Source organism: Neobacillus nitrireducens (genome assembly GCF_030915405.1).
Lineage (GTDB): Bacteria > Bacillota > Bacilli > Bacillales > Cytobacillaceae > Neobacillus.
Genome location: NZ_CP133262.1, coordinates 4,130,648 through 4,142,392, shown reverse-complemented (window position 1 = coordinate 4,142,392; position 11,745 = coordinate 4,130,648). Strand labels below are relative to the sequence as shown.

15 protein-coding genes are annotated in these 11,745 nt (G+C 40.2%); 6 read left to right on the top strand and 9 right to left on the bottom strand.

Annotated features, from left to right (window positions below; genetic code table 11):
• Positions 1-31: 31 nt before the first annotated feature.
• Positions 32-208, bottom strand: a complete 177-nt coding sequence (locus RCG22_RS20060) for a hypothetical protein (protein ID WP_308104400.1) — start codon at positions 206-208, stop codon at positions 32-34.
• 92 nt (positions 209-300) lie between these two features.
• On the opposite strand from RCG22_RS20060, the gene RCG22_RS20055 reads away from it, so the two are divergent.
• Entirely contained in the window at positions 301-714 is a 414-nt protein-coding gene (locus tag RCG22_RS20055) for a MarR family winged helix-turn-helix transcriptional regulator (RefSeq protein WP_308104399.1), read from the top strand.
• 13 nt (positions 715-727) lie between these two features.
• On the top strand, positions 728-1,942 hold the full coding sequence (locus tag RCG22_RS20050; protein WP_308104397.1) for an MFS transporter: 1,215 nt from the start codon (positions 728-730) through the stop codon (positions 1,940-1,942).
• Positions 1,943-1,986: 44 nt separating this feature from the next.
• Here RCG22_RS20050 and RCG22_RS20045 read toward each other — a convergent pair whose 3' ends face one another.
• From RCG22_RS20045 to pxpB, 3 genes are read right to left on the bottom strand one after another with little or no spacing between them, the layout of a single operon-like run.
• Positions 1,987-2,931: a 5-oxoprolinase subunit C family protein gene (locus RCG22_RS20045; protein WP_308104396.1), complete on the bottom strand. Its 945-nt coding sequence runs from the start codon at positions 2,929-2,931 to the stop codon at positions 1,987-1,989.
• Entirely contained in the window at positions 2,928-3,695 is a 768-nt protein-coding gene (locus RCG22_RS20040; RefSeq protein ID WP_308104395.1) for a LamB/YcsF family protein, read from the bottom strand. Before RCG22_RS20040 ends, RCG22_RS20045 begins: the two co-directional genes overlap by 4 nt.
• A gap of 4 nt (positions 3,696-3,699) precedes the next feature.
• A complete protein-coding gene (gene pxpB, locus RCG22_RS20035; RefSeq protein WP_308107211.1) occupies positions 3,700-4,416 on the bottom strand; it encodes a 5-oxoprolinase subunit PxpB in 717 nt (238 codons plus the stop codon).
• Positions 4,417-4,580: 164 nt separating this feature from the next.
• On the opposite strand from pxpB, the gene RCG22_RS20030 reads away from it, so the two are divergent.
• The 3 genes from RCG22_RS20030 to RCG22_RS20020 all read left to right on the top strand — a co-directional run bounded on the left by RCG22_RS20030 (position 4,581) and on the right by RCG22_RS20020 (position 7,239).
• Positions 4,581-5,144, top strand: coding sequence for an NAD(P)/FAD-dependent oxidoreductase (locus tag RCG22_RS20030; RefSeq protein WP_308104394.1), 564 nt, complete (start codon positions 4,581-4,583; stop codon positions 5,142-5,144).
• A gap of 25 nt (positions 5,145-5,169) precedes the next feature.
• Positions 5,170-5,553, top strand: coding sequence for a VOC family protein (locus RCG22_RS20025; protein ID WP_308104393.1), 384 nt, complete (start codon positions 5,170-5,172; stop codon positions 5,551-5,553).
• A gap of 174 nt (positions 5,554-5,727) precedes the next feature.
• The gene (locus RCG22_RS20020) at positions 5,728-7,239 is read left to right on the top strand and encodes an MDR family MFS transporter (RefSeq protein WP_308104392.1); all 1,512 of its coding nucleotides are present in this window, start codon (positions 5,728-5,730) and stop codon (positions 7,237-7,239) included.
• A gap of 86 nt (positions 7,240-7,325) precedes the next feature.
• Here the strand turns inward: RCG22_RS20020 and RCG22_RS20015 are convergent, their stop codons facing one another.
• Positions 7,326-8,165, bottom strand: coding sequence for a pirin family protein (locus RCG22_RS20015; RefSeq protein ID WP_308104391.1), 840 nt, complete (start codon positions 8,163-8,165; stop codon positions 7,326-7,328).
• Positions 8,166-8,389: 224 nt separating this feature from the next.
• On the opposite strand from RCG22_RS20015, the gene RCG22_RS20010 reads away from it, so the two are divergent.
• Positions 8,390-9,364, top strand: coding sequence for a nuclease-related domain-containing protein (locus tag RCG22_RS20010; RefSeq protein ID WP_308104390.1), 975 nt, complete (start codon positions 8,390-8,392; stop codon positions 9,362-9,364).
• A gap of 183 nt (positions 9,365-9,547) precedes the next feature.
• On the opposite strand, the gene RCG22_RS20005 is transcribed toward RCG22_RS20010, so the two are convergent.
• The 4 genes from RCG22_RS20005 to RCG22_RS19990 all read right to left on the bottom strand — a co-directional run bounded on the left by RCG22_RS20005 (position 9,548) and on the right by RCG22_RS19990 (position 11,684).
• On the bottom strand, positions 9,548-9,946 hold the full coding sequence (locus tag RCG22_RS20005) for a cytosolic protein (RefSeq protein WP_308104389.1): 399 nt from the start codon (positions 9,944-9,946) through the stop codon (positions 9,548-9,550).
• Positions 9,947-10,037: 91 nt separating this feature from the next.
• A complete protein-coding gene (locus tag RCG22_RS20000) occupies positions 10,038-10,190 on the bottom strand; it encodes a hypothetical protein (protein WP_308104388.1) in 153 nt (50 codons plus the stop codon).
• Positions 10,191-10,298: 108 nt separating this feature from the next.
• Complete coding sequence (locus RCG22_RS19995) at positions 10,299-10,442, bottom strand: hypothetical protein (RefSeq protein ID WP_308104387.1); 144 nt, start codon at positions 10,440-10,442, stop codon at positions 10,299-10,301.
• 21 nt (positions 10,443-10,463) lie between these two features.
• The gene (locus RCG22_RS19990) at positions 10,464-11,684 is read right to left on the bottom strand and encodes a tetratricopeptide repeat protein (protein ID WP_308104386.1); all 1,221 of its coding nucleotides are present in this window, start codon (positions 11,682-11,684) and stop codon (positions 10,464-10,466) included.
• Between the last annotated feature and the right edge of the window lie 61 nt (positions 11,685-11,745).

Below are 11,745 nucleotides of genomic sequence, written 5' to 3'. Positions count from 1 at the left end.
GCGGAAGATTGTTTCTTTCCGCGGGATTTTTTTATTTGAAGGGCATTCTGGTGGTTATTCTGCCAAAACTCGAATGGATTCCGCCAAAGTGGACCGGGATTCCGCCAAACCTGGAACGGATTCCGCCAAAATTGTTAGTTATTCCGCCAAACATCGACCGGATTCCGCCAACCTCCCCTATTATTCCGCGAACCACATTACCAGCCACAATTTTGTGAACATTCCTTGACTTTTTCCAACAATTCCACTATAGTTACCTAGGTAACTAATTTTAAAAGAAATTTGAGGTGTGCTACATACATGAATAGCCACGAATTATTTCATACGCTGCATCAGCTCTCACGCCATCTTACCAACACACTAAATGAAGCATTAAAACCTTTAGGCTTGTACGGATCACAATGGTCCGTCATTTTTGTTTTAAAATCTAAAGGCTCTTTAACTCAAAAAGAACTTTGTGAATACTTATTTGTTGAGGCTCCCCCCATGACCCGTACCATTCAACGACTTGTTAAACAAGGTTACGTACTTCAGGTTCCTGGTAAAGACAAACGAGAAAAGCTTATTCAATTAACAGATGTGGCATTAAAGATGTTTCCCGAATGGGAAAAAACGGTCATTGAAACGAATCATTTATTAATGAAGCATTTTCCAGAGACCTCACAGGAAGAGCTTTTTCATTTGCAAAAAAGTTGGTTGCAACAACTGTTATAAAGGAGCGGATTATATGAATAAACCCAAACTATGGACGAAAAGTTTTATTAGCATTTCCTTAAGTAACTTCTTTTTATTTTTAACCTTTTATGTTTTACTCGTCACCTTGCCTATTTACGCGATACAGGAATTCGACAGCAATGCATCACAAGCGGGATTGATGACCACTGTCTTTTTAATATCTGCCATTATCTCCCGGCCACTTGCAGGTCAATGGCTTGAAAAAGCAGGCCATAGAAAGGTGCTGCTTGCCTCACTGATCATTTTCGCAGGTGCTTCCCTGCTATACTTTTTCCCAAAAACAATTATTGGTTTTCTAGCCATTCGTTTATTACACGGGATTGGTTTCGGGATGGCGACTACGGCTGTAGGGGCAATCGTTGCTGACCTTATTCCGATTTCGCGACGCGGTGAAGGCATGGGCTATTTTATTATGTCGTCAAATATGGCGATGGTTCTGGGGCCATTTATCGGCTTAACCTCTATGCAACAGTGGGGAGCAAAAACCCTATTTATCGTCAGTGTCGTTGTCGCGATTGGCGCCTTAATTACAGGTCTAAGCGTTCATGTTAAAAAAACCGAGCAAGCAGGTCTTCCGGTTGTCCACTCTGCTTTTTCATTTAAAAACTTAATCGAGGTTTCTGCTATTCCAATTGCGATTGTCGGATGTTTTCTTGCTATTGTCTATTCAGCCCTACTTTCATTCGTATCCGTATTTGCAACGGAAATACATTTGACTGAAGTGGCTAGTCTTTTCTTTGTGGTCTATGCGATTGTTTTATTGATATCAAGACCTTTTACTGGAAAATGGTTTGACCAATATGGCCCGAACGTGATCGTTTTCCCATCCATCGTATTGTTTGCTATTGGAATGTTTCTATTAAGTCAAAGTAGTGGCGCAGTCACATTTCTCGTTTCAGCAGGGTTGATTGGTTTAGGCTGGGGAACGTTGTTTCCAACCTTTCAAACCATTGCCATTCAAGATGCTGCACCTAGAAAAAGAGGGTTAGCTACAGCTACCTTCCTATCCATCTATGATATTGGAATTGCATTAGGGTCGTTTGTAGTCGGCTTAGCGGCTGCAAAAGTGAATTATAGTACCCTTTATTTCTTATGTTCTTTCTATATTCTTTTTGGTATAGTTCTTTATTATTTCCTTCATACGCGGAAACAGGCTTCTTCTAAAAAACATCAAAGATCAGTGGAGTTAAATAATATAAACTCTTAATACGAAAGAACCATCACTTTCCAAACGGAAAATGATGGTTCTTTTTATGTTGCAGCAAGCGCCAATCTTTTTAATAATGACTGTCTCTCGAGATATAATCGGTGGGCTTCCTCAAGAGTTACCTCTGAAAACTTAATAATGGTGTCAGGCACCGCTTGAGCCAATTTTGAGATATCCACTGAAATCACTGTACCAATTCTAGTGTAACCCCCGGTTGTTTGGTGGTCTGTCATTAAGATGATTGGCTGACCGCTTGCTGGGACTTGGATGCCCCCCAGTGGAATGGGGTCGGAAATGATATCTGGTCCATTCGTATGTTGTAGCTTCGGACCATTCAGTTGATAGCCCATCCGGTTCGATTGTGGTGAAATTCGGTATTCGGCAGTTAAAAATTGCTCAAGGCTTCGTTCGGTAAATAGATGATGGTGCGGTCCAAGTATCACTCGAATTTGTAACTGTTTTTTATAGTCAGGAATCAAATTAGGATGGATTGATTTAGATGGTTTTCGAATTTCCGGAAAGCCAGATAATCTATCCTCTTTTTTTAATGCTCTTCCCTCATGTCCACCAAAGCTGCCATTTAGAAAGGTTGACTTACTATTTAAAACGGCGGGGACATCGATTCCACCAGCAATCGCAATATAGGTCCTGGCACCACGCTTGCACTGACCCACTGATAAAACTTGCCCCTTTTTTATCAAAAAGCTTTTCCAGAGCTGCACGGCCTGTCCATCCACAGTTGGCGAAAAATCCCCTCCGCAAATAGAAATCACCAGGTCACTTAACGCCTCCATGGCCGGACCTATGAAAGAAGCTTCCAGTACAGCTTCAGCTAACTTATTCCCTACTAATAGATTGGCTATTTGCATGGCATATGCATCCATTGCGCCAGCTGGGCTAACTCCAAATTGCTGATAACCATATCTGCCTAAATCTTGGACGGTTGTTTGCATTCCAGGCTTAATTACCTTAAAAACAGGTGTTTTCATTGCTTATCCCAGCTTTTTCTAATCGAGATATTTTCCAAAATGAGGGCCTGCTTTAATTCGGTTACAAATTCCAACGCCTTTGGACTGTCCCCATGAACACAAACAGTATCTGCCTTAATCTTAACGTCTGCCCCGTCAACAGCAGCTACTTTTCCCTCTTTAATTATCCGGATCATTCTGTTAATTGCAATCTGCGTGTCATGGATTAGTGCATTTTCTTTCGTTCGGGGTGTTAAAGTTCCATCGGGCTGGTAGGTGCGATCGGCAAATACCTCTTGTGCTACGACCAATCCTTTTTTCTCCCCAGCCTTCACTAGTTCACTGCCAGCTAGACCGAATAAAACAAGTTCCGGATTGAAGTCATAAACTGCCGCTGCAATAGCCTTTGCTATTTCAAGATTCTTTGCGGCCAAATTATATAAAGCGCCGTGGGGCTTCACGTGTGCAAGGACGGTTCCGTTCACCTTGCAGACTGCTGCTAACGAGCCAATTTGATAAATAACCAAGTTGTATATCTCGCGTGCTGAGAGGTTCATTTCCCTCCTCCCAAAACCGGGGATATCTGGTAAGCCTGGATGGGCCCCGATTTGTACGCGGTAATTTTTCGACAGCCTGACGGTTTCAAACATAACATTATGGTCGCCTGCATGATAACCACAGGCAATATTTGCAGAAGAAATGTATTTTAATACTTCTTTATCGTTTCCAACGGTATATGCTCCGTAACTCTCGCCCAGGTCACTATTTAAATCCACAACGAACATCAGTTCAACCCCCTTCTTTTAAATAGGTAGACAATTTGTATTTCTTTTCGTCCGATAAATTCTTTATCCGTTGATATTCATTTCGAGTGATTGGAAAAAATTTAATATAATTTCCGGCTGAGATTAAATTTGGATTTTCCAGATCAAAAATATTAACAGGTGTGATGCCAATGATTCGCCAGCCTGACGGAACCTCAGACGGGTAAATCCCCGTTTGGTTTCCCCCAATTCCAACCGATCCTGCCGGAACTCTTGGCCGGGGATGATCAAGCCGCGGAACAGATAACTGCTGGGATAGTCCGCCGAGATAGGGAAAGCCCGGAACAAACCCAATCAAATAAATTAAGTATTCCTTATTGGCATGAAGATTGATGACCTCATCCTCACTCATTTGGTGATACTGTGCAACAAAAGGGAGGTCCTGACCTGTTTTTCCACCATAATAAACGGGAATTTCGTAAACGATTGGCTGTAGAATATTTACATCAACTGAGGTGTTACAAAGGTTCACCACCACCGCTACTAATTTAGTGTAACTTATCAGTTCAGGCCGATAATAAATGGCAACCGAATGATAGGCTGGCACGCATTCCACAATCCCGTTAATTTTTGAAAAATGAAGCCTGGAAGTAAAGGATTGAACTTGCTTGTGAATCGTTTCATTGATTCCTTCACCAAAACAGACTCGGATCGCTAAATCACCTAACGGCTGAATATCCATAACCACTCGTGCTCCTCTTCCTTGATTACTATTAGTCTAGCGTAATTTGTTTACTCGAAAAGTTCAAATATTATTAACATTTACGGGCAGTTGATTTTACATAAGTTTCTATTTAAGCTAAGCTTATTCTAGCTTTAATTTTATAAAAAATGGAGGTTTTTGATATGTTTGATGTGTTAATTGTTGGAGCAGGACCTACTGGAGCAAGTGCAGCCCTATTTACAGCCAAAGCGGGGAAAAAGACAGTGGTAATTGATAATGATAAAAGTGTTACCAAACGGGCCTGGATTGAAAACCATTATGGGGTAGCAGAAATTACTGGACCAGACCTTGTTGAAACTGGGAAAAAACAAGCAACCAAATTTGGAGCAGAAATCGTCCAAGCTACCGTGTCAACTATCAGTAAAGCTGAAGGTGGTTTTAAAGTAGCAACGGATCAAGGGGAATATGAAGCTAAACATGTAATCCTTGCGACAGGCATGTCGGTTGATCTTGCTGAAACGGTTGGCTTAACAACAAAGCCAGGTACAGAGCCAAGAATCAAGACAGTTCTTGACGTTGATGCTACAGGTAAAACAAATATTGATGGGATTTGGGCTGCGGGGACGGTTGCTGGTGTAAGTATGCATACCATCATTACCGCTGGCGACGGGGCTAAAGTGGCTATTAATGTTATTAGTGAACTAAACGGTGAACGTTATGTTGACCATGATGTTTTAAAGGCTTAAAAGGGTACATAAAGGGGGAAGACAAATGGCTGTTAAGAAAATAGACCATGTCGGTGTATACGTAAACGACTTGGATTCGTCCCTTGCATTTTATCAAGAAGTGGTTGGGTTGAAGGTAAAGGACCAATTTACGATTGCAGACGGCTCGATTACTCTGGCATTCCTTGGATTTAATGGTTCGGATGAAACAGAATTAGAATTAGTTTATGGAGGAAATCCTAATCTTCCGGCTGAAGGAAGGGTCAATCATATGGCCTTCTTGGTCGATGATATTGAAGAGGAATTTAACCGCTTAAAGGGATTAAACGTAGTTTTCCTTAGTGATGAAATCGTGACTCTTCCGAATGGGTATCGTAATTTCTTTGTGCAAGGCCCTGATGGTGAAAAGGTTGAGTTTTTCAAAAGATAATGTAAATAAGGAAAGTAAAACAGAGGGACTTAGCAGCTAAGTCCCTCTTCTTTTATTGGACCGGAGAATGATTTCTATATAAAAATTGACAGTCCTTATCCTTCCTTTTAAAATTGGTTTAGCTTGATTATCAATTATAAAAAATAACATTTTTAAAGACTAAGGGGAAATTTTATGATCAAACAAGACACGAATCTTAAACCAGTCGTCGCTGGTTTACTGTTGGGGATTTTAATGGCAGCGATGGACAATACAATCGTAGCTACGGCGATGGCGACGATTGTTTCGGACTTAGGTGGTTTTGATAAATTTATCTGGGTCACCTCTGCCTATATGGTAGCGGTCATGGCGGGGATGCCGATCTTCGGTAAGTTATCTGATATGTATGGACGGAAGCGCTTTTTTATTTTTGGATTAGTCGTCTTCCTGATTGGCTCGGCACTTTGCGGGATTGCGCAAAGCATCGTGCAATTAAGTATTTTCCGTGCCATTCAAGGTATAGGCGGCGGGGCTCTGATGCCAATTGCCTTTACGATTGTATTTGATATTTTCCCGCCTGAAAACCGCGGGAAAATGACTGGCTTGCTAGGGGCAGTTTTCGGCGCATCCAGTGTGTTAGGACCGTTACTTGGCGCCTATATTACTGATTATATTAGTTGGCATTGGGTTTTTTATGTGAATGTACCGATTGGAATTGTTTCGATCTTTTTAATCGTTCGTTATTATCATGAATCCTTGCAGCATTCTAAGCAAAAGGTTGACTGGCTTGGGGCGACCACACTGGTCATATCAGTTGTTAGTTTAATGTTTGCTCTCGAACTTGGCGGGAAAGAATACGCTTGGGATTCGACACCTATTATTGGTTTATTTGCAAGTTTCTTCGTCTTTTTTGTAGCCTTTTTCATCGCGGAATTTAAGGCTGCTGAACCGATTTTACCGCTATGGCTGTTCAAAAGGCGTTTATTTGCCACCTCGCAAATCTTGTCGTTTTTATATGGTGGAACGTTTATTATCTTAACTGTGTTTATCCCAATCTTCGTTCAAGCGGTCTATGGCGGGTCGGCTAAGAATGCCGGATTAATTTTGACACCAATGATGCTCGGGTCCGTTGCCGGGAGTTCTGTCGGCGGAATTTTCTTAACGAAGACATCCTATCGTAATTTAATGATAGTTTCGATTATTTCATACGTTGTTGGCATGTACTTGCTTGGCACATTGACGGTGGATACCGCTCGCTGGCTGCTGACGATTTACATGATTTTAGTTGGCTTTGGGGTTGGCTTTTCCTTTTCCTTATTGCCGACAGCATCGATGCACAATTTGGAGCCGCAATATCGCGGGACGGCCAACTCGACGAACTCATTTTTACGGTCTTTTGGAATGACACTTGGGGTAACAATCTTTGGAAGCCTGCAAAATAACTTGTTTACCGATAAACTCAAAGATGCGTTCAAAGGCATGCAAGGAGCGGGAAATTTTAAAATGGGCGATCCGCGCCAAATTTTCCAAGCAAGTGAGCGTTCGAAAATTCCAGATTTTATTTTAGATAAGATTGTTCATGCGATGTCCGTTTCGATTACCCATACCTTTTTGCTGACACTGATTCCGATCGGGATTGCGGCGATTACTATCTTTTTTATGGGTAACGCCCGGGTAGAAGTTAGTAAGAAACCAGCGAAAAGCTAAAACGGTGCGCCCGTATGGCGTCGTTTCTTCTTATAAGCTAATAAGCACTTGGGCTGGATTTGTCCCAAGTGCTTATTTTTGTTTTCTTATTCTGCAAACTTACCGGCCATGTAGTCACGATAGGCCTCGCGAATTTCTTCCTCTGTGTTCATGACGAATGGTCCTCTGGCAACGATTGGCTCATGAAGCGGTTTACCGGCATATAACAATACTCGGAGCTGTTCCTCGGCGGTAATAATTACTTCACTGGTTTGTCCCGCTTCACCTTTTTCGAGGAGCAGCACATGGCCTTTTTCGGCCTCTGTTTTACTTTTTCCAAACTGACCTTTTCCTTCTAAAATATACATGAAGCCATGGTAATCCCCTGGTAGGTCCTGGCTAACTGTTGCACCTGGTTTTAGGTTGATTTCAACCATTGTCACGGGTACATAGTTTTTGGTAGTTGATTGAATGCCGCCTGATGAACCAGAAAAGATTCTAATTAATGCCCCCTCTTCTTTCCGGACCGGCATATCTTGGGCACGGAGATTCTGATAGCGCGGCTCTGCCATTTTGTGCTCACGCGGAAGGTTGACCCATAGTTGCAAGGAGTGGACGGTCACCCCTTCAGCTGGATCCTCGATATGGATCACGCCTTTACCTGCAGTCATCCACTGCACATCGCCAGGCTCAAGCTCGCCGCGGCCCGCTTTATTATCCTGGTGCTCTAGCTTGCCTTCAATGACATAGGTCACGGTTTCAATCCCTCGATGTGGATGGAAATCAAAGGTACCTTTTTTAAAAAAATCCTCTGCCAGGAATAGAAAGGGATCTGACTCTTTCATTTTACTTGGGTCTAGGACCATTCCTGCTGTATGTATCGGACTATGCTGGTGATGCTGTACGGTCCAAACGCACTCAATACCCCTTTGAAACATTTCGCTCATGATATGACCTCCCTGTGTAAAATCATGATAATGTTATCTCTATTTAGGTGGTTTATCAAATTTTTAAACTTTAGATTGGGCCAGAAATAGGATTCGCTCATTGGACACCAAAATTCGCTCATTGAATTATATCTCAAAAATATTTTACAAGAATCGCTAAAATTCGGCAGGAAATTTAAACCTTTTATTAGAATATATCCTTAAAACGAGAGGAGTGATAATTTTTGATCATAAAAGAAAGGACAAAACCATTAATTATGCTTATTTTAGAGGCTTTATTGCGGCGACTTCCCTATAATCACCAAAAGTACAAACAAATTTTAGATGAGCTTGGAAGGAGGGAGGCCGGTTACCTTGGCGAGAAATCGCTCGATTATTATTATCGTGACCTTCCACAGCATAAATATATGATTCTCCACGATTTGAACCTTCCTGATGGTGATTACAACTGCCAAATCGATACCCTTCTCCTAACACCTGAATTTGCCCTAGCGATCGATGTGAAAAATATGGCTGGAAAGTTACTATTCGATACTGATAATGAACAGTTTATTCAAATCAACAATGGTATTGAAAAAGGTTACCCTTATCCGATTGCTCAGGGAGAGAGACATCAAAAGTACTTACAGAAACTTCTTGCTGCAAATCATTTTCCTCCTGTTCCAGTTGAATATTTAGTGGTGATTAGTAATAGCTATGCTACATACGCTGTGACAGGAAAAAATGCACACAAAGTTAAACCTCGAATATGTAAGTCTGATGTTTTCTTAAACAAAATCTCCATTTTAGAGAAACAATATTCGAAACCGCTTCTGACCGCCAAAGAGCTCCGGAAAATTTGCCGTCTCCTTGTGAAAATGAATACCATTCCAACAAGCTATATATTGAATAAATATGTTATTCAGAAAGGTGACCTGTTTACGGGTGTCCTCTGTCCTACCGACTCTAATCATTCCCTTATCCGTAAGAACCAGAATTGGTATTGCCCACCCTGCGATACTTTTTCTAAAGATGCACATATAGATGCTCTGAACGATTATTTTCTGTTGTTTGGTCCGACGATAACAAATACGCAGTTTCGGGAATTTGCTCATATAGAATCAATAAATGTTGCAAAAAGATTATTACATTCTGAAAAACTTAATTTTTCTGGAGTAAACAGGTACAGAATCTACTTCCCAAAAAACTTTCCATGGTAAAATTTATATTCGCCAATAGAAATGCAAAATTCGCCAATAGAACTGCTAAATCCGCCAATAGAACCTCAAAATTCGCCAATAGACCTCGAAAACCACATATTTGGTTGTTTAGATTACGTATTTAATGCCAAAAGGACACCTAATTTAGGTGCCCTCAATCAAAAATTCAAGAAGATTTATACTTTACACTTCAATATCCTTGCCTTCTTCAACGACATGGAACAATAAATGGGCTAAATGATGAATTGGGCCGTATTCTTCTTGGTCCTCATCGTCAGGTTCCTCATTAAACTCCATGTCATTTAAGAATAAGGCGATAAATTCGTAAAAGTCTTTCAACTGGAAGGAATAGCAGCCCACGGGGTCCTCATTTTCTTCCTCATATTGCAATACCATGTAGGAGAGGTCGCCTTCCTCATCTTCCGCATCAAAAAACACAAATAGACCAATGTTTGTATCGAGCTCAAATAAGTGCCTTGTTCCACCTTCTGTTGCTTTCGTAAAATCTTCCTGGCTTAGTTTTTGAATCTGCATGCTATCTACATTATCTTCTTGATGGAATCCGACAACAAATGATTTCATGATTTCCTCCTTCAAACAATTACCTAATAAACACATGCCTATAGCTTGCCCTGCACCTGGCATGTTTCATTCCTTCAATTCTCAAAATAGATTAATCACATTGTTTCTCTGCCCCTTCATTTAGAAGTGAATTTTCACTTGGAGCGAAATGAACGGACTGTAAACTCATTTTCGGCTCAAGTCCAAAAAGATCTTTATCAGATTTATCTTTATTGCTTTCACTCAGAGATTTTTCCTTTTCCATTCCAAGCACCTCTTTCAAAAGTGATAATTTCCTAGTATTGTCTGCAAATTTTTGATAAACATTCTACAAAAAAAATCCCTGATGTATTCAGGGATTTTCAAATTACAATCAGCCAATTGGCGGTTGAATGGGGTGGTTGGAAGGAGCCGTGTAGGCAACATCATTGCTTGTAGTGGACACCTTTACATCCTTAGATGAAGCAAACAGAGCGATGAGCGAAATTGAAAAGACGATGACAACAAATTTTTTCATATAAAATCTCCTCCTTATAGTTTAGGTTAATTTATTTAAATAAGTAACTGCATCGATAACCATACCCTTTTGATTGTAATAATCTGCAAGCATTTTATAAAAACGGGTGAGGTCATCTGTATGTTCATTTGCCTCTTCAAAATAAGGGATTACCTTCGATTCCAAATATTTAAATGCTTTTACCTGAGAGGTCATGTGGAGGAGATAAAAGTCTGCCAAGAGTCGATATTTTTTCACACCCAAATCTTTAGATAATAAGTTAACCTCTTGGAAACACTCTTTTGCTTTTTCGATCGAGTGAAGTGAATGGTGCAACTCCCCCATCGCATACAAAGTGAAGAGATAGTGCTGATTTTTATTCGGCTGCAGGGCCAAACTTTTTTCATAATAAAACAGCGCTTCGTTTGCCTTCTTCATTTTAAATTGCAAATGGCCCATATTATGATAGATCTGTGGAAGTAATTTTTCTTTCTTTAATAATTCTGCGTTTCGGATTAAATGGTGAAAACACTCCTGTGCTTCTTCATAAATATTAGAGTGGGTATAATTAATTCCAAGCAGCATGAGGGTATGGAGAATTCGAATGAAGTTATGCTGATTCATGAATATTTGCAAAGCCATTTTACCAAAATGGATAGCATGTCCTGATTGTTCAAGTGAGCTTTTTACAAGTGATCGATGATATAGAAATTCCCCACTTGCGGTTATATGATTATTTTCTGTATGTAAAACATCGAGGATATCATCCGCAGTTTGATATTGTCCCTTCCACATTAAGAATATCGCATGATAGTAACGAAATAAATAATCTTCATGTTGGGAAAAATTTTTCTTTTGCTTATATAAAAGGGCCCTTTGGCCATCTGCTTCATCAACAAGGCCTTTAAAAATTAAATATCGAAACTTATATAGCTCGTATACATAAATATATTGGGAAAATGGAATAAGATGTTCAATTTGAACCAATTTTTGATAATTTTCTTCAATTTCATCCCTTAGGTAAAAATTGATCTTACCGTCCAGCCTTCTTAATAAGATTTTAATTTCCTCTTCTTTTTCCTCCATCTCTTCCAGGTCTATATTTAAACGCCTTAGTATAAGGGAAATCGTCGCTTCGTTTGCTTCTTTTGAATTGTTCTCAATCTTACTTAAATGTGGGACAGAACAGATTCCTTTGGAAAGTTCTGCTTGTGTGATTCCTCTTTGCGTTCGATAGAATTTAATCAGTGCTCCAAATTCCATAATGCCACCAAACCGTGCCTTTCCTTTTTTTACTATTTTACAACAATATACAGATTTCATA

Bases quoted from the DNA above. Each gene is read 5' to 3' on its own strand.
- RCG22_RS20055 (WP_308104399.1), top strand. From the start codon at position 301: ATGAATAGCCACGAATTATTTCATACGCTGCATCAGCTCTCACGCCAT.
- RCG22_RS20050 (WP_308104397.1), top strand. From the start codon at position 728: ATGAATAAACCCAAACTATGGACGAAAAGTTTTATTAGCATTTCCTTA.
- RCG22_RS20045 (WP_308104396.1), bottom strand. From the start codon at position 2,931: ATGAAAACACCTGTTTTTAAGGTAATTAAGCCTGGAATGCAAACAACC.
- RCG22_RS20040 (WP_308104395.1), bottom strand. From the start codon at position 3,695: ATGTTCGTTGTGGATTTAAATAGTGACCTGGGCGAGAGTTACGGAGCA.
- pxpB (WP_308107211.1), bottom strand. From the start codon at position 4,416: ATGGATATTCAGCCGTTAGGTGATTTAGCGATCCGAGTCTGTTTTGGT.
- RCG22_RS20030 (WP_308104394.1), top strand. From the start codon at position 4,581: ATGTTTGATGTGTTAATTGTTGGAGCAGGACCTACTGGAGCAAGTGCA.
- RCG22_RS20025 (WP_308104393.1), top strand. From the start codon at position 5,170: ATGGCTGTTAAGAAAATAGACCATGTCGGTGTATACGTAAACGACTTG.
- RCG22_RS20020 (WP_308104392.1), top strand. From the start codon at position 5,728: ATGATCAAACAAGACACGAATCTTAAACCAGTCGTCGCTGGTTTACTG.
- RCG22_RS20015 (WP_308104391.1), bottom strand. From the start codon at position 8,165: ATGAGCGAAATGTTTCAAAGGGGTATTGAGTGCGTTTGGACCGTACAG.
- RCG22_RS20005 (WP_308104389.1), bottom strand. From the start codon at position 9,946: ATGAAATCATTTGTTGTCGGATTCCATCAAGAAGATAATGTAGATAGC.
- RCG22_RS20000 (WP_308104388.1), bottom strand. From the start codon at position 10,190: ATGGAAAAGGAAAAATCTCTGAGTGAAAGCAATAAAGATAAATCTGAT.
- RCG22_RS19995 (WP_308104387.1), bottom strand. From the start codon at position 10,442: ATGAAAAAATTTGTTGTCATCGTCTTTTCAATTTCGCTCATCGCTCTG.
- RCG22_RS19990 (WP_308104386.1), bottom strand. From the start codon at position 11,684: ATGGAATTTGGAGCACTGATTAAATTCTATCGAACGCAAAGAGGAATC.